This is a genomic window from uncultured Veillonella sp., from assembly GCF_963534045.1.
Lineage (GTDB): Bacteria > Bacillota > Negativicutes > Veillonellales > Veillonellaceae > Veillonella.
Map to the genome: position 1 here is coordinate 30,206 of NZ_CAUSQT010000008.1, position 20,507 is coordinate 50,712.

Annotated in this window: 20 protein-coding genes; all 20 read right to left on the minus strand. The window is 37.0% G+C overall.

Annotation, left to right across the window (positions count from 1 at the left end):
• Window positions 1-6: 6 nt before the first annotated feature.
• The 20 genes from trmFO to RYP29_RS03040 all read right to left on the minus strand — a co-directional run bounded on the left by trmFO (window position 7) and on the right by RYP29_RS03040 (window position 20,158).
• Window positions 7-1,323 carry a methylenetetrahydrofolate--tRNA-(uracil(54)-C(5))-methyltransferase (FADH(2)-oxidizing) TrmFO gene (trmFO, locus tag RYP29_RS02945; RefSeq protein ID WP_311532165.1) on the minus strand — a complete coding sequence of 439 codons (1,317 nt, stop codon included), beginning with the start codon at window positions 1,321-1,323 and terminating at the stop codon, window positions 7-9.
• Window positions 1,316-3,634 (minus strand): type I DNA topoisomerase, encoded by a 2,319-nt coding sequence (gene topA / locus RYP29_RS02950; protein ID WP_311532167.1) that lies wholly within the window; start codon window positions 3,632-3,634, stop codon window positions 1,316-1,318. Before topA ends, trmFO begins: the two co-directional genes overlap by 8 nt.
• On the minus strand, window positions 3,624-4,760 hold the full coding sequence (gene dprA, locus RYP29_RS02955) for a DNA-processing protein DprA (RefSeq protein WP_311532188.1): 1,137 nt from the start codon (window positions 4,758-4,760) through the stop codon (window positions 3,624-3,626). The genes topA and dprA overlap by 11 nt, the downstream gene beginning before the upstream one ends.
• A complete protein-coding gene (locus RYP29_RS02960) occupies window positions 4,744-6,315 on the minus strand; it encodes a YifB family Mg chelatase-like AAA ATPase (protein ID WP_311532168.1) in 1,572 nt (523 codons plus the stop codon). Before RYP29_RS02960 ends, dprA begins: the two co-directional genes overlap by 17 nt.
• A gap of 10 nt (window positions 6,316-6,325) precedes the next feature.
• Window positions 6,326-6,727 (minus strand): YraN family protein, encoded by a 402-nt coding sequence (locus RYP29_RS02965; RefSeq protein WP_311532169.1) that lies wholly within the window; start codon window positions 6,725-6,727, stop codon window positions 6,326-6,328.
• 172 nt (window positions 6,728-6,899) lie between these two features.
• On the minus strand, window positions 6,900-7,700 hold the full coding sequence (locus RYP29_RS02970; protein ID WP_311532171.1) for a ribonuclease HII: 801 nt from the start codon (window positions 7,698-7,700) through the stop codon (window positions 6,900-6,902).
• Window positions 7,693-8,598, minus strand: a complete 906-nt coding sequence (gene ylqF / locus RYP29_RS02975; RefSeq protein WP_005379959.1) for a ribosome biogenesis GTPase YlqF — start codon at window positions 8,596-8,598, stop codon at window positions 7,693-7,695. The genes RYP29_RS02970 and ylqF overlap by 8 nt, the downstream gene beginning before the upstream one ends.
• Before the next feature lie 91 nt (window positions 8,599-8,689).
• Entirely contained in the window at window positions 8,690-9,031 is a 342-nt protein-coding gene (gene rplS, locus RYP29_RS02980; RefSeq protein ID WP_005377523.1) for a 50S ribosomal protein L19, read from the minus strand.
• Between the two features lie 170 nt (window positions 9,032-9,201).
• Complete coding sequence (locus RYP29_RS02985; protein WP_287523811.1) at window positions 9,202-9,573, minus strand: MarR family winged helix-turn-helix transcriptional regulator; 372 nt, start codon at window positions 9,571-9,573, stop codon at window positions 9,202-9,204.
• Window positions 9,574-9,719: 146 nt separating this feature from the next.
• Window positions 9,720-11,771 (minus strand): glycine--tRNA ligase subunit beta, encoded by a 2,052-nt coding sequence (gene glyS / locus RYP29_RS02990; RefSeq protein WP_311532175.1) that lies wholly within the window; start codon window positions 11,769-11,771, stop codon window positions 9,720-9,722.
• A 1-nt stretch (window position 11,772) separates the two neighbouring features.
• Entirely contained in the window at window positions 11,773-12,648 is an 876-nt protein-coding gene (glyQ, locus tag RYP29_RS02995) for a glycine--tRNA ligase subunit alpha (protein ID WP_287532043.1), read from the minus strand.
• Window positions 12,649-13,458: 810 nt separating this feature from the next.
• On the minus strand, window positions 13,459-14,052 hold the full coding sequence (locus tag RYP29_RS03000; protein ID WP_311532178.1) for a hypothetical protein: 594 nt from the start codon (window positions 14,050-14,052) through the stop codon (window positions 13,459-13,461).
• Window positions 14,053-14,983: 931 nt separating this feature from the next.
• Window positions 14,984-15,325 carry a hypothetical protein gene (locus RYP29_RS03005; protein ID WP_311532181.1) on the minus strand — a complete coding sequence of 114 codons (342 nt, stop codon included), beginning with the start codon at window positions 15,323-15,325 and terminating at the stop codon, window positions 14,984-14,986.
• A 47-nt stretch (window positions 15,326-15,372) separates the two neighbouring features.
• A complete protein-coding gene (locus RYP29_RS03010) occupies window positions 15,373-15,831 on the minus strand; it encodes a hypothetical protein (protein WP_311532183.1) in 459 nt (152 codons plus the stop codon).
• 500 nt (window positions 15,832-16,331) lie between these two features.
• Complete coding sequence (locus tag RYP29_RS03015) at window positions 16,332-16,571, minus strand: hypothetical protein (RefSeq protein ID WP_311532184.1); 240 nt, start codon at window positions 16,569-16,571, stop codon at window positions 16,332-16,334.
• Between the two features lie 130 nt (window positions 16,572-16,701).
• Window positions 16,702-18,021 carry an amidohydrolase gene (locus RYP29_RS03020; protein ID WP_311532185.1) on the minus strand — a complete coding sequence of 440 codons (1,320 nt, stop codon included), beginning with the start codon at window positions 18,019-18,021 and terminating at the stop codon, window positions 16,702-16,704.
• 132 nt (window positions 18,022-18,153) lie between these two features.
• On the minus strand, window positions 18,154-18,615 hold the full coding sequence (locus tag RYP29_RS03025) for a hypothetical protein (protein WP_118353908.1): 462 nt from the start codon (window positions 18,613-18,615) through the stop codon (window positions 18,154-18,156).
• Window positions 18,608-19,411: a DUF3100 domain-containing protein gene (locus RYP29_RS03030; protein WP_038123354.1), complete on the minus strand. Its 804-nt coding sequence runs from the start codon at window positions 19,409-19,411 to the stop codon at window positions 18,608-18,610. The genes RYP29_RS03025 and RYP29_RS03030 overlap by 8 nt, the downstream gene beginning before the upstream one ends.
• Window positions 19,412-19,619: 208 nt before the next feature.
• Complete coding sequence (locus tag RYP29_RS03035; RefSeq protein ID WP_227068247.1) at window positions 19,620-19,787, minus strand: hypothetical protein; 168 nt, start codon at window positions 19,785-19,787, stop codon at window positions 19,620-19,622.
• 14 nt (window positions 19,788-19,801) lie between these two features.
• The gene (locus tag RYP29_RS03040) at window positions 19,802-20,158 is read right to left on the minus strand and encodes a hypothetical protein (RefSeq protein ID WP_311532187.1); all 357 of its coding nucleotides are present in this window, start codon (window positions 20,156-20,158) and stop codon (window positions 19,802-19,804) included.
• Window positions 20,159-20,507: the final 349 nt, after the last annotated feature.

Here is a 20,507-nt window from a genome sequence, read left to right on the forward strand (position 1 = left end):
CATCATTTACAGTTGTTCTTGTGCCTTTAATGCGTCAAGTTCTTCTAATGCACGATTGGCAATGAGAGCATTTTTCTCTTTTTTCTTACGAATCCGTTGAGGCCATGATTCCATAATACCAAAATTAACATTCATAGGTTGGAAATTAGATCCTTCATAGGAAGATATATAGTGGCTCAATGATCCGATAGCCGTCGTTTTAGGGAAGTTGATAAATGCATTATCCTCAAGGTATCGTTTTACCTGTAACCCTACCATGAGTCCTGATGCGGCTGATTCAAGATACCCTTCTACACCTGTCATTTGACCAGCAAAGAATAGTCGATGATCAGACTGTAATTGGAATGCATGATTGAGCAATTCTGGAGAATTGATATACGTATTGCGATGCATCACACCATACCGTATGAATTCTGCATTTTCAAGGCCAGGAATTAAACCAAATACGCGTTTTTGTTCGCCCCATTTTAAATGAGTTTGGAACCCTACGAGGTTAAACATAGTCCCATCTTTGTTTTCTTTACGCAATTGCACAACCGCATAGGATTCTTCATTGGTACGCTTATCCACTAAGCCTACTGGTTTCAATGGACCATAACGCAATGTATCCTCTCCACGAGATGCCATGATTTCCACAGGCATACAGCCTTCAAAATAGATTTCCTTTTCAAAATCCTTAGGCTGTACGGCTTCAGCATGGGTCAATTCGTGCCAGAAGTGTTTATACTCTTCTTCATTCATAGGGCAATTAAGATAGTCAGCATCGCCTTTATCATAGCGAGACGCAGCAAACACCTTATCATAGTTAAGAGACTCTGCGGTCACAATAGGGGCCGCTGCATCATAGAAATAAAAACCCGTATTACCGGTTAATTCTCTAATGGCATCACCTAGTGTTTCAGATGTTAATGGACCAGAAGCAAAGATAACGATTCCTTCTGTAGGGATAGATGTCACCTCTTCATGATGCACTGTAATATTAGGGTGACTTTTTATCTTATCAGTTACCATAGCACTGAATAGATGACGGTCAACCGCTAAGGCACCACCAGCAGGTACAGCTGTTGCATCTGCACATTCCATAATTAACGAGCCTAATCGACGCATTTCTTCCTTTAGTAGACCAACAGCATTCTCTATATTACCAGCGCGCAAAGAATTGCTACAAACTAGTTCAGCAAATTGATCCGTTTGATGAGCCGGAGAACTCTTTACAGGACGCATTTCATATAAATCGACAGCAACACCACGATTAGCAAGTTGCCACGCTGCTTCAGAACCAGCTAAGCCAGCCCCTATAACAGTAACTCTATGTTCACTCACTCTTTGTATCCTCTTCTTTCTTTACTGAATCATCAGACTTTTTCTTTCTCGTTTTCTTAGGTGGTCTAGTTGGACATGTTTCATTGGAGCAGAATTTCTTCGTCGTACCATTTTTATATGATTTTTCAACGATAATGCTACCACATGTATCGCAGAACTCATGAGTAGGCTTATCCCATAACGTAAAATCACATTGTGGATAACGATTACAACCATAGAAGATACGACCACGCTTAGATTTCCGTTCTACGATTTCCCCTTCACCGCATTTAGGACAAGCAACACCGGTACCAACCGTAATCGGTTTAGTGTTCTTGCATTCTGGGAAGTTAGAACATGCTAAGAATTTACCATAGCGACCGAATTTATAGACCATAGGATGACCACAAAGCTCACATGTTTCATCACTTTCCATGGATGCGATTTGAATTTTGTCTACATCGCTAGCATTATCCAATTCTTGCTTAAATATATTGTAAAAATCAGTCAATACCTTCACATACGTATCCTTACCATTAGCGATGGCATCGAGCTCCTCTTCAAGTTCTGCAGTAAACCCAGTGTTGATGATTTTTTCAAAATAGTCCACTAAAAAGTCTACTACTACAAAGCCGAGTTCTGTAGGTATGAATTGTTTATTATTTGTTTCTACATAGTTACGGCTAACGATAGTATCTATAATTGGCGCATATGTACTTGGGCGACCAATGCCTAATTCTTCCAATGTTTTGATAAGGCTTGCTTCAGAATATCTAGCAGGCGGTTGCGTAAAATGTTGTTCTGGGTCGATAAGTACAGTTTCCACCACATCAGATTTCTTCAACGCTGGTAATTGTGGCGTATCTTCTTTCTTACTATCTTCATAGACTGCACTAAATCCAGGGAATAACACACGAGAACCAGTTGCCTTAAAGGTATAAGTATCATCAATATCTAGTTCAATGGTAGTGGACTCATTTTGTTGTGGTGCCATTTGGCTAGCCATAAAACGATTCCAAATCAGTGTATATAACTTTAGTTCATCGCGATTTACAAATGGTTCTACCATTTTAGGTGTCAATTCAAGAGATGTAGGACGAATGGCTTCATGCGCATCTTGAGCTGATTCCTTCTTACCATATACATTCGGTTTAGCAGGGCAATAGTCATCGCCATAGGTTCTCTTAATATAGTCTCTTGCCTGTTCTTGCATATCTTTGGATATACGTGTAGAGTCTGTACGCATATAGGTAATTAAACCTACGTGACCATAAGAACCGATTTCTAAACCTTCATATAAATGTTGAGCAATCATCATGGTCCGTTTAGCCCCAAAATTAAGCTTACGAACACCATCTTGTTGCAATGTAGATGTGGTGAAAGGCGGAGCTGGTTTACGACTTCGTTTACTTTTCTTAACAGATGTAACAGTAGCCGTATGGTCCGCAATAGCCTTTTGGATTGCTACTGCATCTGCTTCACATGTAATATCTAGTTTATCGCCCTTTACATGAGTTAGTTCAGCGGCAAACTCTTCATTAGTTTTCGTCTTAAATTGTCCTTCAATAGACCAATATTCTTGCGGTACAAAAGCTTGTATTTCACGTTCTCGTTCACAAATGAGACGTACAGCTACGGATTGAACACGACCAGCGCTCAAACCTTTGCAAACCTTTTTCCATAATAGAGGGCTTAATTTATACCCTACAATGCGGTCTAGTACACGACGTGCTTGCTGTGCGTCAACCATGTTCATATCCACAGTACGTGGATGCTCTAAGGCCTCTGCAACAGCAGTTTTCGTAATTTCATTAAAAGTAATACGACAATTAGATGTGATATCTACGTTTAGAATGTATGCTAAATGCCAGGAAATAGCTTCCCCTTCGCGGTCCGGGTCAGTTGCGAGCAATACGGCGCTACTTTCATCGGCATGAGCCACCAAATCATCAATCACCTTTTTACGTGCTACCAGATTACTATATCGTGGGGTAAAGTCATGATCAATGTCGATACCCATTTGAGATTTAGGCAAATCTCGAAGATGGCCCATACTGGCTTTCACAATATAATTAGGGCCTAAAAATTTCTCGATAGTCTTAGATTTAGCCGGTGATTCCACAATGACAAGGATTTTACCATCCGGATTATATACGCGAGGTTTTCGTTGCTCTGGTGGCATCGATGTAGCAACAATCGATTTGTCGCGTACAATACCAACTGGTGTCAACGCTTCTTTTGCTACCTTTTTATTAATCGTAGTCTTTTTCTTTTTTGTTTCTTGTTTTGGTTCTTTCGGTTCCCCAATAACGATAGATCCTTTAATGGACAAGTACATCACTCCCGATTATGTTAATATAGCCCTTAGAATGAACCTTCTCAATCATATGTTTCATTTCAAGGTCTAATAAAATACTTTGTAATCGTTGTAATGGAATGTGTGTTTTCTTGATTAAATCGCCTACACTAATACATTGATCGGTAGGAATTGTACTCAACACGACCTCCCATTCCACCTTAAAGCTTAACACATCGGACCCTTGCGTATCAACTACACGGGGCTTTAACTCATAATCCTCGATTATATCTTGTGCTTTCGTTAATATATTAGCCCCTTGGCGCATGAGCCAGTGATTGCCCTCCGCTACATTGCTTAAAATACTGCCAGGCACTACATAGATTTCACGGCCTTCATTGGCGGCCATATCAGCCGTTATCAGAGACCCACTGCTCGCCTTGGCCTCTACTACGATGATGATTTGTGAAAGCCCACTAATAATGCGATTTCTTGCGGGAAAATGGACACCTGACGGCGGTGTACCGGGAGGATATTCTGATACTAATAAACCATGGTTCTTAAGAACGGCATCAAATAACCGTTTATTCTCCGGCGGATATACAATATCTAAACCGCATCCCATAACAACGATTACTTGTCCCTTTGCCGCTAAAGCACCTTCATGGCTATGACTATCTATCCCCCTCGCACCACCACTGACTATGGCTACATTATACGCAGCTAGTTCCTTACCTATCCGCAGTGCCACATTACGACCATAATCGGAGCATTTTCGAGCTCCTACCATGGCAATTTTCATCGTTTCATCATCTAACAACGATACATTTCCTCTCACAAATATGACGGCTGGCGGATTGTATATCTCTTGCAAATGCCCAGGGAATAATACGTCAAGGTACGTAATATATTCTATATGCCAGTTCTTAAGAGCCTTATAGATAGTCCGTAATCGTTCGTCGGTCGCCTCTTTCTCGATTTGCCTATATTTTGTGGACGGAATGCCTAGTATTGTCGTTAGGTTCTTACGATTTTGTAAAGCACACCATGCCTCATAAGGATTTCCAAACTTTTCGACTAAATCACGTATCGTAGCCGCTCCTAGTGAAGAAATACTCTGCATGGCGGCAATGTAAAAATTACTTTCATACTGTTGCTTCATCATGAACTCCTATCCTCGACACATGATATGGAATGTGCCGATACATCATAGCTTCTGAAATATGTTCGTTTTCTATATATAAGGACCCATCTAAATCTGCAATGGTTCGACTCACCTTCAGCAATCGATCAAAGCTACGCCCTGTAAAATGAAATCGTTCATATACGTCTCCTAACAAGCCCCAGCAATCATCGCGTATATTACAAAGTTCACGAATAGCGCCATGTGGCAAGGCACCATTTGACTTAAATGGTTGGTCTTGAAAACGTTCTAATTGCATCTGGCGCCCTTGCTCCACGAGTTGTTTCATAGCTGCACTGCTCATAGAATCAGAATCCATACATAACATATCGTTAAAACTAGGTCTCTCTACAAGGATGAATAGATCTATGCGGTCCAATATAGGTCCAGATATTTTATGCTGATATCTTTCTAATTCTGTAGAGCTACAAACACACTCCTTATGAGGGTCCCCATAATATCCACAAGGACATGGATTAGCGGCGAGTATACATATAAAATCTGCTGGATAGTCATAACTATTTTGTAACCGATTCACAGTAATCATATGAGATTCTAATGGTTGCCGTAACGCATCTAATACATAGCGCGGAAATTCTGGTGCTTCATCAATAAATAGCACCCCTTTATGGGCTAATGTAATTTCTCCCGGTTTTGCATTACTACCGCCCCCTATGATGCTCGCCAAGGTTGCTGTATGGTGAGGGCATCTAAAAGGCCGTTTAGCAATCAGCGTATTCTTTTCGAGCAACCCTGCCACATCATGAATACGTGTTGTTTCTAGCCGCTCCTCCCAACTTAGGGGTGGTAAAATGGTTGGTAATCGTTCTGCCAACATAGTTTTACCAGATCCAGGCGGACCTATCATCATCACGTGGTGAACACCAGCAGCAGCAATAACCATGGCTCGTTTTCCTAGTTCTTGGCCTTGCACATCCTTGTAATCAATGAGGCTGTTGACCGCGTCATTACAATCGTCATCAACAGTGTCTACACGATATTCATCCGGTCGTATTACAATTTTCACAATATCCGCCAATGTATGTGCACCATAGGATGTAATTGCTTCTATATTGTGCAGCAATGATACATTATCCGAACTTGTAAAGATCGTAAGAATCTTGTCATCAAGTGCTTTCATAGCCATACTAAGAATGCCTTGTGTATTTTTCAGACTGCCATCTAAGGATAATTCGCCTATAAACAGAGTTGATTGTAATAATTTCGCTAGTTTAGGTTTGCGTAGCCTAATTTGACCTGATGCGGCTAATACACCTATGGCTATGGGCAAATCTAATCCGGAACTACTTTTTCTGACCTCTGCAGGCCCTAGATTAACAACAATACGACGCATAGGAAAATCAAATCCACTATTTTTAATGGCTGCCCGTACGCGTTCCCTCGATTCTTTTACAGCTTGATTTGGGAGTCCCACAATGTCAAAAACAGGTAGCCCTTGAGATATGTCCACCTCTACTGTTACAACGACACCATCTAAACCATCTATGGTAGCACCATAGACCTTTGCATACATAATGGACCTCCTACATGAAACACTGAGGCATATAGTGTACAGTGGCCTTAAAATCCTCATGTACATATACCTCAACTACATCAAAGGATAGTTCCTTCCATTTGCGATTCTGGGCCCGCAAATCCCGTATAAAATACATAGCTGCCTGCTTAATATGCTTTTGTTTACGTTTTGAGACTGCCTCCCGTGGCAATCCATGGGTGACACCACGACGCGCCTTGATTTCAATAAAATGATAGGTCAGCCCATTTTTGGCGATAATATCGATTTCACCTACCTTTGTTTTGTAATTGGTCGTTACAATTTTTAATCCTTGTTGCTCAATATACTGTCGAGCAATATCTTCTCCCCAATTGCCAAGAGCTTTTGCATCTAATAGGTTACAATTTTGTTCACCATTCATCGTATTCATGATTTCCTCCTTATGTATATAGATGCTTTCGAATACTTATATATACAACATAAGACGGTCTGACCATAAATGTAAATAGAAAAGAGGTTCCTAATAGTCACCTAGGTGACCAATAGGAACCTCTTCTCTATAGATTTTTCATTTTTATTTCACAATAGAGTAATCTATATATTTACTTTTCTTCTCGATGCCATCCAACGATAGATTTAATTGGTTCGAAGCTCTTTCTATGCAATGGTGTCACACCTTGTTGCTCCACAGCTTCTTTATGAAGTTCTGTATAATATCCCTTATGTATGCCAAAACCATAACCAGGATATTCTTCATCAAGGCTTTTCATATATCGATCCCGTGTAACTTTCGCAATGATGGATGCCGCTGCAATATTTGCACTTTTACTATCGCCCTTGATGATAGCTTCAACAGGTATCGTTAAATCAGGTAATTTCATGGCATCAGCTACAACAGCCTCTGCAGGTACATCAAGGGTGCGAATAGCCTCATACATCGCTTGACGTGTGGCCTCATAAATATTGAGCTCATCAATTTTTTCTGGACTATAAGAAATACAACTAACCGCAACCGCTTCGTTCATTATAATATCATACAATGCTTCACGTTTTTCTTCAGTTAGCTTTTTAGAATCATTAAGGCCTGGAATTAATGTCATAGGCGGTAAAATAACGGCAGCCACCGTAACAGGACCTGCAATAGGACCGCGCCCTACTTCATCGACGCCAGCCACATGATATAGCCCTTCATCATAGAACATGCCTTCATAGTCGTACATGCTCATCAAGCGTTGTTGTTCTTTTAGCTCTTTTTCTTGACGTTTAATATAAGAGGCTGCCAATTTTTGAACGGAACTACGAGTATCTTCTTGTGCTAATGGTAAAATTTCCAAAGCTTGTTCCGTTTCAAAAAGGGCCTTAATATCAGCTACCTTTAACTTAGCGAAGATATCCTTATCCATGATATGTTTCCTCACCATCTTCTGGATAGTACGGTTCTTCATTAACTTGGTCTAGTGTAATTGTACCAAGCTTTGTATTGCGATAGTCTTGCAAAATAATGCGGCGCGCCTTATCAAGGTCCACAACACCACCGCTTACAAGACAGCCTCGACGACGACCAATGCTTTCAAGAATTGTATCCACATCGGCCATCTCTTCTTCTTTTAATTTGTAGCGTTCAATCAAGATATTAGGTGTATTCGTCAATAGATGGTTTAACAATTGCTTAATTACGTGCTCTAAATCATATACATCATCAGAAATGGCACCTGTCATAGCAAGACGAGCAGCAGCCCGTTGGTCCTCTAATTTAGGCCATAATACGCCTGGCGTATCGAGCAATTCCATATTCTTACCAATTTTAACCCATTGCTGACCACGCGTGTGACCTGCCTTGTTAGCCGTACGGGTTGCTGCAGATCCAGCCAAGGAATTAATCAATGTAGATTTTCCTACATTAGGAATGCCTAAGATAATGGTACGTATAGAACGGCTACGTATGCCCTTTGCTACCCAACGATCAATGATAGGTTTACTGAGACGTTCTACAGTAGATACTAATTTCTTATTACCCTTACCAGACTTGGAATCGATGGCTAATACAGTAATGCCTTGTTGCGTAAAGAATTCTGTCCATTCCTTCGTTGCTTTTGGATCTGCTAAATCTACCTTATTTAACAGTACAATATGCGGTTTTTGACCAACTAACTCAAGGATGACAGGGTTCGCACTAGAACGAGGAATACGCGCATCTAATAACTCGATAACAACGTCTACCTTTTTGATGTACTCCGTTATCATGCGCGTCGCTTTCGCCATATGCCCAGGGAACCAATGTACGATAGGTGAATCTGCCATAATGTCTCCTTTCTATCTATCTTATATGAATATATTTATATCTATATTTTAGCAAAAATAAAAGGCTGCCAACGGCAGCCTTTTAAGAACATTAGCGTTTTTCGCGAATACGAGCAGCTTTACCAGTAAGGTTACGTAAGTAGTACAATTTAGCACGACGAACAACACCACGGCGCATAACTTCGATTTTAGCTAAGCGTGGGCTGTGAAGTGGGAATGTACGTTCTACACCTACACCGGATGCAATACGACGAACTGTGAAAGTTTCACGTACGCCACCGTTTTGACGTTTAATTACCAAGCCTTCGAATACTTGGATACGTTCACGGCTACCTTCCACTACTTTTACGTGTACGCGTACTGTATCACCAGCACGGAAAGTAGGGATGTCTGTACGAAGTTGTTCTTGTTCGAGTACGTTAATAATGTTCATTGTTTCCTCCTGTTTGCAGACATTCAATACCTACACCTTATAGGCAGCGGACTGTCTCAAATTAACAGTAATATATTATCACAAGTCAATGTACAATGCAAGAGGTTACACACTATATCTTGTATAGATTTATATACCCATTTGAACGCAACTATATACAAATAAATACCTTAATCAATTAGGCCTAATAGGTCATACAGATCTTGACGATCCTCTGACGATAATCGTCTAAACCGATGAGCTAACTGCTGTTCCCTATGTTCAACTAAACTATGTGCTTCTTCTTTCCCTGCATCAGTTAGTGTTACAACAGTTGTCCTTTTATCCATCGTATCGATGGTCTTTTCTACAAATCCCAATTGTATGAGTACATCCAGTTGCTCTGATACGGTAGCTGGGCGAATCTGTAAACTATCCACTAATACACGTTGGCTCGTTCCCTTACCGATTGTATATAATTCCATGAGTATTCTATAACGTGAACCTTCACGCTTAGCCGTCACATTACGGAGGGCATTGAATAATTCAACATTTGTAATCATAATGACATCTCCTTACAACTTTGTATACTTTATGTATTCGACATAGATGCCAAAATTCCTGCATAAAGAAAAGGCAACCACAGTTGCCTTTCCTCAGTTTCACATAGTTAAGACAAATGTAATTTCCTAACTATATAAAATATATGTTATTTTAATGCACTAATATCGCCGATAATAGCCATTACGCTATAGGCTAAACGAACAAGTTGTAAACGGTTAGCTTTAATAGCTTCATCTTTGTCCATGACCATAACATCTTCAAAGAATTTGTTGATGGCAGGCACCAATGTAGCAGGTACTGCCACAACAGCGTCATAGTCATTTTTATCCCATGCATCGATACTTGCTTCAGATGCTTTCGTAGCCATTTCATACAAGGCACGTTCTGCATCTTCTTTTAATAGACTTTCATCAACACTGGTATATGTTACATCTTTCACAAGATTATACATGCGTGTGAAAGCTTGTACTAATTCAACATTTTCATCAATACGGTTTGCCAAGAGAGCTTTCACAAGACCTTCAGCATCCGCAACGGACAATTCATTGTTAGATAACAACAAGTCGATTACGTGATGAGGCACTTCACGATCAAGGAAGATATTTTTCAAACGCAATGTAATGAATTCTTCTACTTGGCCAAGCAATTCATCTTGTTTATCTGTAGGCACATTAAGAAGATTCATAGATTCCACGATGATTGGGCGCAAGGAAATATTCCATTCGCTATTAAGTAAGATGTTCAAGATACCAATTGTTTGACGGCGCAATGCATATGGATCTTGAGAACCTGTAGGAATCAAACCACGGCTAAATGTTGCAACGATGTTATCGATTTTGTCGATAATGGACAACACTTTACCAGCTTCTGTTTGAGGCAATACGTCGCCTGCAAAACGAGGTAAATATTGTTCAAAAATAGCTTCTGCTACTTCTGGGGATTCACCGTCGAGTAACGCATATTCTTTACCCATTACACCTTGTAATTCGGTAAATTCTGTAACCATACCTGTTGTAAGGTCTGTTTTGGCAAGTTCAGTAGCACGTTCTAATACGACGCGCGCATCTTCGTGTAATTCACATTCTTCACTGAACACACGGCCTAATGTTAACAAACGTTCTGTTTTGTCAGCCAAGTTACCAAGACCTTCTTGGAACACGATTTTTGTCAAACCATCTTGACGGTCGATAAGAGGTTTCTTGCGGTCTTCGTTGAAGAAGAATTTCGCATCATCAAGACGTGCGCGCAATACACGTTCATTACCAGCTTGAACTACTTCAATAGAATGATCGGAGCCGTTGCGAACTGTTAAGAACATTGGCAATAATTTACCATCTTGGTCAACTAATGGGAAGTAACGTTGATGATCTTTCATTGGTGTAATGATGGCTGCATCTGGAAGTGCCAAGTAAGACTCTTCAAAGCCACCACACAATGCTGTAGGCCATTCAACAAGATAGTTAATTTCTTCTAACAAATCATCATCCCAAACAATGGATGCATTTCTAGAAGCTGCAATATCATGTAATTGTTTAGAGATCAATTCACGACGCGCATCTTGATCAACCATAACAAAGTTTTCTTTTAATGTGTCTACATAGGATGCTGCATTTTTGATAGTAATTTCATCAGCACCTAAGAAGCGATGACCACGTGTTACATTACCAGATTTTACAGTAGCAAATTCTACAGGAATTACCTCTTCATCAAGTAATGCTACAAGCCAACGTACAGGACGTACGAACTTAGCATCTAAATTGCCCCAGTGCATGGATTTAGGGAAATTAAGGCCTGTAATCAATTGTGGCAACATGTCTGTGACAATATCTTTTGCAGGTACGCCAGCAGTTTTAGTTTCAGCGTAAATATAGCCATCTTCTACAACGAGGTCTGATACGTCAAGTCCTTTACCACGAGCAAAACCAATAGCTGCTTTTGTAGGATTCCCATCAGCATCATAGGCGATAGATGCGGAAGGACCTTTGTGAGTCTCTCTTATTTCATCAGATGTATCCTTAATACCTTTTACAACAAGTGCTAATCGGCGAGGAGTACCAAATGTTTCAATTGTTTCAAAAGTAAGATGAGCAGCATAGAATTTAGATACTGCCAATTGTTTCAATTGACCTAAGATATTTGGCATAAAGCCGGCAGGAATTTCTTCTGCACCGATTTCAAATAATAAATCCTTTGCCATCTTATTTATCTCCTTTCAAAAGTGGGAAACCTAATTCTTCGCGTTTAGCGAGGTATTGTTGTGCACAAATACGAGCTAAGGCACGTACGCGGCCGATAAAAGCTGTACGTTCGCTGATAGAAATAGCGCCACGGGAATCAAGCAAGTTGAATGTGTGGGAACATTTCAATACATAGTCGTAAGCTGGTAATACATAGCCCGCTTCGCAAACGCGTTTTGCTTCTGCTTCATACATATCAAACAATTTGAAAAGCATATCTGTATCTGCTAATTCAAAGTTATATACGGATTGTTCAACTTCGTTAGCATGCCAAACGTCACCATATGTAACATTTTCATTCCATTTAAGGTCATATACATTTTCTACGCCTTGAATGTACATAGCCAAACGTTCTAAACCGTATGTAATTTCTACAGACACTGGTTTACAGTCGATGGAACCAACTTGTTGGAAATATGTGAACTGAGTTACTTCCATACCATCGAGCCATACTTCCCAACCAAGGCCCCAAGCGCCCAATGTTGGAGATTCCCAGTTATCCTCTACGAAACGAATATCGTGATCTTCCGCATGAATACCAAGAGTTGCCAAGGATTGTAAGTACAATTCTTGGATATTATCTGGAGATGGTTTCACGATAACTTGGAATTGATGATGTTGGAACAAACGGTTAGGGTTATCACCATAACGACCATCTGCTGGACGACGAGAAGGCTCTACATAACATACAGCCCATGGTTCAGGACCAATTGCATGCAAGAATGTAGCAGGGTTCATTGTACCTGCACCCTTTTCGATGTCATATGGATTTTGAACGATACAACCTTGTTCACTCCAAAACTTTTGTAGATTTAGTATAATCTCTTGAAATGTCATTGCTGCCTCCACTTTACACAACCGACATAAAATCAAACATTTCGTTACAAACAAAAAAGTCCCTGTAACGAAAAACGTTACAGGGACGAGTATACCCGCGGTTCCACCCTATTTGGCTTGCGCCCTCTTTTTTCTATGTTGGCCTTTACTAACAGATACCTGCGTTCCTGCCAATGCTCTACAGCGCCTTCAACCAAATGTGAGCTTACACCATCCTCACTCGCTTGAGAGGTTTACTACTCTGCTTCATCGCATATATTATACACAATATTGTAGCAATACAGAGGGATGAATGTCAACACAGATATAAATTAATGGGTACCAGTAATGCGGTTACTTTACATATAAGGATTTAAGGATTAAAAGAATCACACTACCAGAACCAATTAAGCGTTGCCAATTACTCATATCCGCATAGAATATAATCCACATCAAAAATAGAATATAAATTACTAACCATATATAGTCATATAGTGAATAGGATTCAAATGAAAGTCTAAAAGCAGAACTATTGAGTTCATCTTCTTTCACAATTTTATCTATCCACCCTACTAAGAACCATAAACAGAAAAAAATGTAGAGTGTCCTTTGTTGATATATTTTCGATATATTAAAACAAAAAGTTTTCTATGACTAATGAGAGGCCACAAAAGCATTACAATAAAAATAGTACATACTAGTGTTGCCTGTGGAATCGCAACAATACCCTCAATAGGTATAGCATCTATTGCATTTAATGTCCATGCAACTATCATAAATAAAGAACACCATAACCTATATCTGATCAATCTTATGAAGTTATGTTTCTGTTTATATACATTCATTTATTCTATCCGTAATAGGTATTTCCTTTCTATAAAAATATCTTAAATCTATATCTTTATTTGTCCAAAATTCAGATATCTGACTTCTAATAACCCAAAAATCTTCCTTACAAATTATACTTTTATCAATAAAACTTAAATTGCCTTGAATGGCATCCCAAGCAATAATATAGTAATCATGACCAGAAATAGTAATTTTTATTGCTATATCAATACTATTTATTTCATCTGAATAAAATGTAGTAAATTCATCATTAACAATACTAATCTGTTCTATGATTCCATGAATATTATTTGATACTATTTGATGGTAATCCGTATCTTCACTCATTCTAATACAACGTTTTATTTCAAAATTAGGATATTCATCATAATCTTCAGTTTCTATATAGTCATTAACAATCTCAATATATGAATCCTGAATTTGTATATATATCACCACATCATTATTATCATCTAATTTTTTTTGACTTCTATCTGGAGTAAATCCAAATAATTTTTGAGAAAAAATATTATCCACATGTTGATTAATTGTACTTGCAAGTATATCTAAACTCTTTTTATTTATATGATTAATCATAATTACCTCTTATTCTGGAAAATGTATTTTTTGTTCTGGTTTGTTTGGCCCCGCTTTAGAAAAATCTACAGCTGGATCACCGGATTTAGAAACCAATCTAAAACCAATTAGGTTAGAAGCTTCTATTCCGACTTGAGGTGATACTATTGTTTGGAGTGACTTGCATCATTATGATCGCCTATTTACCAATCTTTGGGATTGAAATAGCAACACTTTTTGTCCTATAACCATTTATTTACTTGTCACAAATGTATTATACTCTTACAAATATGTACTTGATTGCATAACTACAAGTTATTAAAAATTGATGCACACTATCTAATACATTTTAATGTAATATAATCCATAAAATAAAAACAATTCCAATTATGTATATATAATTTTCATTACGTCCATCTTTATATGTACTAGATTCCTTTTTCTGGATATTTCTAATGAAATCTTTAAAAAAATGAATTACTAGGACTGCACCTAATGGATAAAAATAAGCATATCCAAAATTAAAGAACATATAGAATATTAAAAAAACAATTCCAGTCACTATACTTACTAAATTTGTAAATTTATATAAATGTGGGTATCGCATATTATTTACCCACTCTAGCTGCTTACGAGTTAAATTCCGTTGTAATACATTTTTATAATACGCACGAAGATCCCAAACCAAAATAAATAATACTACTCCAAAAGTATAATCAAACTTATTTATCATTTAGCAGACTTATCTCCTAACTAGCTTCAAATAACTCTTATATAAAATAACAGTCATGTTAAATCATATTAAAATATAGAATGTTTTATTCAAATAAATGGACAAAACCCTAACTATATAATGACTTTAGTGTTTTATAAATAGCTAGGATCATAGAAATGGATAATATCCATATAGGAACATTATTTGAATACATCCATATAAAAGTAATAATAGAACTTATAACCCAAAATCCCAAAAATAACCAATCATAAATACTCTTTTCGCTATAGGTATACCAACTAATGTATTGTGAAATCCTAAAATAAATAATATACATACAATTAATCTTGAATTATACTGATTTATTCCTCTTCTATATATCTGTCCAACAATACGACGGCCACGAATTAATGGTGTTAATAGAAATCCACCCATAACTAATATAGGGATAATAAACCTATAGTCTACATTCGGTGCAGTCGCCTCAATGGCATTACCTGTTATAGTAATTGCTAAAAAAACTGTTCCAATTATTCTAAACCTTATTAAATTTAATAACTTAACTATTCTAATCTTCATATACTATTATCCAATTTCACTTATTTATAAGGTTTAAATTCCATAAATCAGTATGATCTAGTAACCCAAGTATCACGGTCATATCTTGGTTTAGCGTCCTTCTTAGTTATCTCAGATATAATCTTTCTTTCATCTTCTGAAAATTGATCAATACTCTCTAAAATTATAAGTTCATCACCATATGCTCTTTGTAAAGACTCTAAATTACCATCTCCTGGAGATTCAAATGTTTTACTAAAGCCTTTATGATCTGGAATGATACGTACTGTACCATATGGTAATACGTTAACAACAACAATACCAAAATCACCACTAGAGTATATATAGGGAAAATCTGTAGCAAAACCAGTCATATTTTTGTTTAGCCCTATTTGTTTTTCTCCATCTACAAGAGATGTTATAAAGATTTTGTATGAATTAATTCTAAGGCCAAGAAAAAGTAAAATAATCAACACCAATCCTAAAAAAGATATAAAGGTTATTTTTAAAATCTTTCTAGAGAGCATAATAACTCCTTAATTCATTAGATGTAAATACGAAAGGTATATTAGTAACTTTATTATTGTAAGGCTTTCTTAATTTGAATTAACACTATTTATATACCGAAAATTGCTTTCAATATACCAAAGAAAATTAACCAACTAACGAATCCCGCACCATAAAAATCATAGTGAATTTCAGCACCAATCATATAATCATAAGCCATGCCATATATAATTGAAGTCAATGAAAATAAAGCAAATATATAGAAAAATAATTTTTTTATAGTAGTCATTTTAATTTTACCTAACAAACAAAAAAACAGATTTAAAAACACTATCTTTACTTCATACAGTGTTATATCAGAATGTAGTAAATTAACATACATAAATACATTTTTTCTAATTATTGATTTTTATACTTGCTCTAAAGCTAATAAATCAACATCGTTATAAATTAATGTCAATAAATTATAGTTTTGATCTATTGAGAATGTCCCTTTAAGACCTTCTGCATCAATAAATTATTAAGTATTATCATCAATTTTATAGAATTCACTTTCTAAAGGTACAAAATACTTATCTAATGCTAGACCTACCTTCTCTGCATCTTCTTCGGAACACCCTAAAACATCTCGTACACGTTTAAAGTATGGCTTGTGAACAGTTTCTATTCGGTCTTCTATTATTTTATTTGTTTTTTTATATGTCTTGAATCTATAGATTAGATATAGGATAGCTAGTAATAAAGCGATATTTTCTTTCATAAGCGCCTCTAAAAATATACTAATATTTTAGTATATAAGGAATAGACTTAAATAAATTTTTATAGTTATATAAATAAATTGTAAACCACCTACCAAAGATAATCAATTCATCTTCGATAGGTGGTTTATTTTATTCACCCTTAGCAATGCGATCTAAGAGTTCAATATAGCTTTGTTTATTTAATGCTGGTGTAAAGTTATCTAATACATCTTTAGCACCTGTAGCATCATCGTATAATAAGTCTACGATGGTCATAGCTAATGCTTGTGCTGTTTTAATGTATGCTACATCAGGTACAGAGATTTCATATTCTGCACTGTGCAGTACACCACTGATACAGCCAACCCAAGGATGGATAACTGGCATCAAGTGAGAAACGTCCCCCATATCTGTACTAGCCGTAATATGTGGACCCTGGTATACATTGGTTTCACCAAAAATAGGGTTTGAATTTTCTCGTAATAATACATTCATACGTTCATCATTACGCATAGGTAAATAACCAGGTAGGTCCTTGATAACACATGTGGCCCCTACTGCATCACCACCAGCTTTTAAGGCCCGATTTACACGATGATTGCCATCTACAATAGCTTGAATATTAGAGGCACGCACATAACTTTCAACTTGGACATAATCAGGCACACAGTTTACTAATGTACCGCCTTGATTAATGATGGGATGGAATCTAAAATAATCGCTTTCTTTGAAAGTTTCACGAATGGAGTTAACCCCCATAACGCCCATCAAAGCAGCATTAAGAGCATTGATTCCTTCATGCGGTGCTTGAGCCGCATGAGCTACCTTGCCGTGATACTCAATCAATTTAGATACAAAACCATTGGAGGTACTGCCAAGCCCCATTTCACCAGCTGGAGTTTTGGCGGTCTCCACATGCATTTGCATAGCCATATCGATATCATCAAAAGCACCTTCATAGATAAGCTGTTGCTTACCGCCCATATATTTCAGTTTTCCTTGCTCACGCAATTTATTGCGGTAATCAATTTCAATCATTTCCTCTGCTGGAACAGCAAATAATACGACATCGCCAGCTAGCTCATTCATCACCGCTTGTAAGCCCATAGCGACAGCAAACATATTGGTAATTTGTACATTATGACCACAGCAATGGGCAGCCCCTGTTAAATCATCAGCACGAGGATGGCGAGGACAGAGAATGGCATCTAATTCACCCACCATTGCAACCGTATATTTACTATCTCGGCCTTTCATTCTACCTTTTACACCTGTCAATGCATGCCCTGTAGTATAAGAAATGCCAAGTTCATCAAACATAGCTTGAACCTTTTTAGAGGTTTTTACCTCTTTAAAACCTAGTTCAGGTTCAGCCATAATAGATTCAGCTAATTCTCGTAAACGCGGTTGTGCATCAACAATAGCTTTACAAACACGTTGTTTTACTTCTTCCTTTGTCATACGGCTCATAATATCTCCTTTATAAAATCGACCGTATAAAATACGGTCGATCATGTCATCATGATGTATAGATATCTTCTAAAATATAAACCTATAATTATATCTTAACATAATTTAGATATCTAACATTATGATTTAGTATTAAATTAAACCTTCTAAATGAAGTACTAATTGGGCTAATGCTGTTGCACAGATGAACGTACCTGCTGTTACAGCTAGTGCAACAGGAATAATGCGCCAAGATAAGCGACGGAATGCTGCTAAATCTTTACCTAAAGATAAGCCTGCATAAGCTAATACAGGTGTTGTAGTAGCTAAAAATGTAACTTGACTTGTTTTAGCTATAATCCATTCTTGTCCTGGCATAATAGGTAAAGATGCAATAACACCAACCAAAGACACCCAGAATACCATAGGTAATTTATTTGCATATGGAAAATGAGAAATAATCCCTCCAATAGTCGCAAGAATAGCCATAATAGCAACACCGATTAAGCTATCACTAAAAAGATGCTTTCCATCCATTACATTACCTACAGCAGTAATAATTGCAGCAATACAAATGACAATAATAAATTGTGTAATTTGTTCACTCTTACTCATGATGTACTGCCTCCTCTGCTAGATCTTGTTCACGTGTACGACCAGTAAAGAAATTATACGTTTTTTCCATTATTGGTAAGGATACGAATAAGCCAAAATAAACACCAAGAACAGTTGTCAATAAATTAGCTGCTCCCGATAATGCCATAATTTGTTGTTCATACTCCGGATATACTGCAACAATTGGTGCTGTAGCTGCTGCCATCATACTCGCACTACCAACACCAGCCCCCATTGCCAAAGCTAATGGATGGAATAATCCAGATGAAGCTAAAATTCCAGATAATACAGAAGCCCACATTGCACCAATGAGAACACCACAAATGTACATCCCCATAACGCCACGACCTTCTGGCGAACTAAATCCATATTTGTCTATAATGATAGCTACATTCGGTTCTCTATCTACAGAGTAGCAAGCACCTACAGCTTCACGCCCCATTTTTACGAATAAAGCAACTGGTAATCCGAAAACAATCGTACCTAGGAAATGACCTAGTTCTTGTAATAACAAAGCCCAACCCGCACTTGTAAGAATTCCTAGGTTTGGACCAATACCAAGACCTACTTTTACCATCAGGATCATAACTGCTATACCAATATAATCAGCAGATTTTTCCATTTGTTGAACAGTAAGAATCTTAAACTTAGGAATAGAAATTAAAAGGCCAAGAATCAAAGTGTACAATAACGGTAATAAAACAATAGGTCCTAATTTCTGGATACCAATGAATTCAGCCACGACTGTAAGAACCAGTGTGAGAAAGTGAATTTTGAGATTCCCCAAAAGTTCCATAATAACCTCCTACAAATAACTAAATACCACTACGGTTTTATTATAATATATTCTCTCATCAGAATAAATAAATCCTATTATGTATACATATCAATGTAAAGCTATTAGGTTAATGACCATACTAATAAAAAAGATAAAAGCATACCAAATAATCATGATGTACCTTTATCTTTTTATATTAACTTTTAAAATATAACGTATTACGCTTTCACCACAACAGATACGCCATCATGGATAACTGTAATGCTTGCATCATTATTGATTCATTACGAGAAACCTTAACAATGGGATTTAATAACTCACGAGGTGTTTTAGCATTTTTAAGGTTTTCGTATAGAGATTCTCCACCATGACCATCATTACAAGCGGCAATCATAATGTGAACAGTAATTAAAATAAGAATACAAAAGCTAATCCACCAGCCATTATTCCAATACCACTAAGATAAAGTAGTCCACCTTTTAAAATTTCTCGACGTCTTTCTGGAGTTTCTGCCGTTTTATATAAATATATGAAAAGACATAGAAAAGATATATGCATAAGAACTAGGATAACTGACGATATATAAAAACATAGCTTAAATGGAATATAACCATATTCGTATAATTTACTTACTATAATTCCAGGAATCCCGAAGATAAGCAATATACTAATAATCAAAAAAGCATCTTTCCATTTATTCCTATAAGACTTTATTAATTGATAAAATAACAATCCCATAAAAAAATATAACAATAAATCACTCATTTAATTATTCCCTCACCTATCATTATTCTTCTTCTTATTATTATTTTCATTATCTTTTATAATATCTTTTACTCCAGTAGAAACTGCTTTTTGAATCTGTTGTCCTCAAAAAACATCTAGAACATTATAACATGTAACTTCATCAGGAACCCTCTCTTCATTAGCTAAATAAGTTTGGTAATTGTGAAGTAAAAGATGTTTCCACAAAATTATTGACACTAACTAAATGTTAAACCACCCATCAAAGATTACCAATCATCTTTAACAGGTGGTTTATTTTATGACTCTAAATATTATTTTCTAAGAGTTCAATATGTTATTGTAAATTACGCTTTCACCACAACAGATA

Excerpts from the sequence above, each read along its gene's own strand:
- RYP29_RS02985 (WP_287523811.1), bottom strand. The coding sequence starts at position 9,573 with ATGATTACAAATGTTGAATTATTCAATGCCCTCCGTAATGTGACGGCT.
- RYP29_RS03015 (WP_311532184.1), bottom strand. The coding sequence starts at position 16,571 with ATGAAAGAAAATATCGCTTTATTACTAGCTATCCTATATCTAATCTAT.
- RYP29_RS03040 (WP_311532187.1), bottom strand. The coding sequence starts at position 20,158 with ATGAGTGATTTATTGTTATATTTTTTTATGGGATTGTTATTTTATCAA.
- glyS (WP_311532175.1), bottom strand. The coding sequence starts at position 11,771 with ATGGCAAAGGATTTATTATTTGAAATCGGTGCAGAAGAAATTCCTGCC.
- RYP29_RS02970 (WP_311532171.1), bottom strand. The coding sequence starts at position 7,700 with ATGGATAAGGATATCTTCGCTAAGTTAAAGGTAGCTGATATTAAGGCC.
- ylqF (WP_005379959.1), bottom strand. The coding sequence starts at position 8,598 with ATGGCAGATTCACCTATCGTACATTGGTTCCCTGGGCATATGGCGAAA.
- RYP29_RS03010 (WP_311532183.1), bottom strand. The coding sequence starts at position 15,831 with ATGCTCTCTAGAAAGATTTTAAAAATAACCTTTATATCTTTTTTAGGA.
- dprA (WP_311532188.1), bottom strand. The coding sequence starts at position 4,760 with ATGAAGCAACAGTATGAAAGTAATTTTTACATTGCCGCCATGCAGAGT.
- RYP29_RS03030 (WP_038123354.1), bottom strand. The coding sequence starts at position 19,411 with ATGGAACTTTTGGGGAATCTCAAAATTCACTTTCTCACACTGGTTCTT.
- RYP29_RS03020 (WP_311532185.1), bottom strand. The coding sequence starts at position 18,021 with ATGAGCCGTATGACAAAGGAAGAAGTAAAACAACGTGTTTGTAAAGCT.
- rplS (WP_005377523.1), bottom strand. The coding sequence starts at position 9,031 with ATGAACATTATTAACGTACTCGAACAAGAACAACTTCGTACAGACATC.
- RYP29_RS03000 (WP_311532178.1), bottom strand. The coding sequence starts at position 14,052 with ATGATTAATCATATAAATAAAAAGAGTTTAGATATACTTGCAAGTACA.
- glyQ (WP_287532043.1), bottom strand. The coding sequence starts at position 12,648 with ATGACATTTCAAGAGATTATACTAAATCTACAAAAGTTTTGGAGTGAA.
- RYP29_RS02965 (WP_311532169.1), bottom strand. The coding sequence starts at position 6,727 with ATGAATACGATGAATGGTGAACAAAATTGTAACCTATTAGATGCAAAA.
- RYP29_RS03025 (WP_118353908.1), bottom strand. The coding sequence starts at position 18,615 with ATGAGTAAGAGTGAACAAATTACACAATTTATTATTGTCATTTGTATT.
- RYP29_RS03035 (WP_227068247.1), bottom strand. The coding sequence starts at position 19,787 with ATGATTGCCGCTTGTAATGATGGTCATGGTGGAGAATCTCTATACGAA.
- RYP29_RS02960 (WP_311532168.1), bottom strand. The coding sequence starts at position 6,315 with ATGTATGCAAAGGTCTATGGTGCTACCATAGATGGTTTAGATGGTGTC.
- RYP29_RS03005 (WP_311532181.1), bottom strand. The coding sequence starts at position 15,325 with ATGAAGATTAGAATAGTTAAGTTATTAAATTTAATAAGGTTTAGAATA.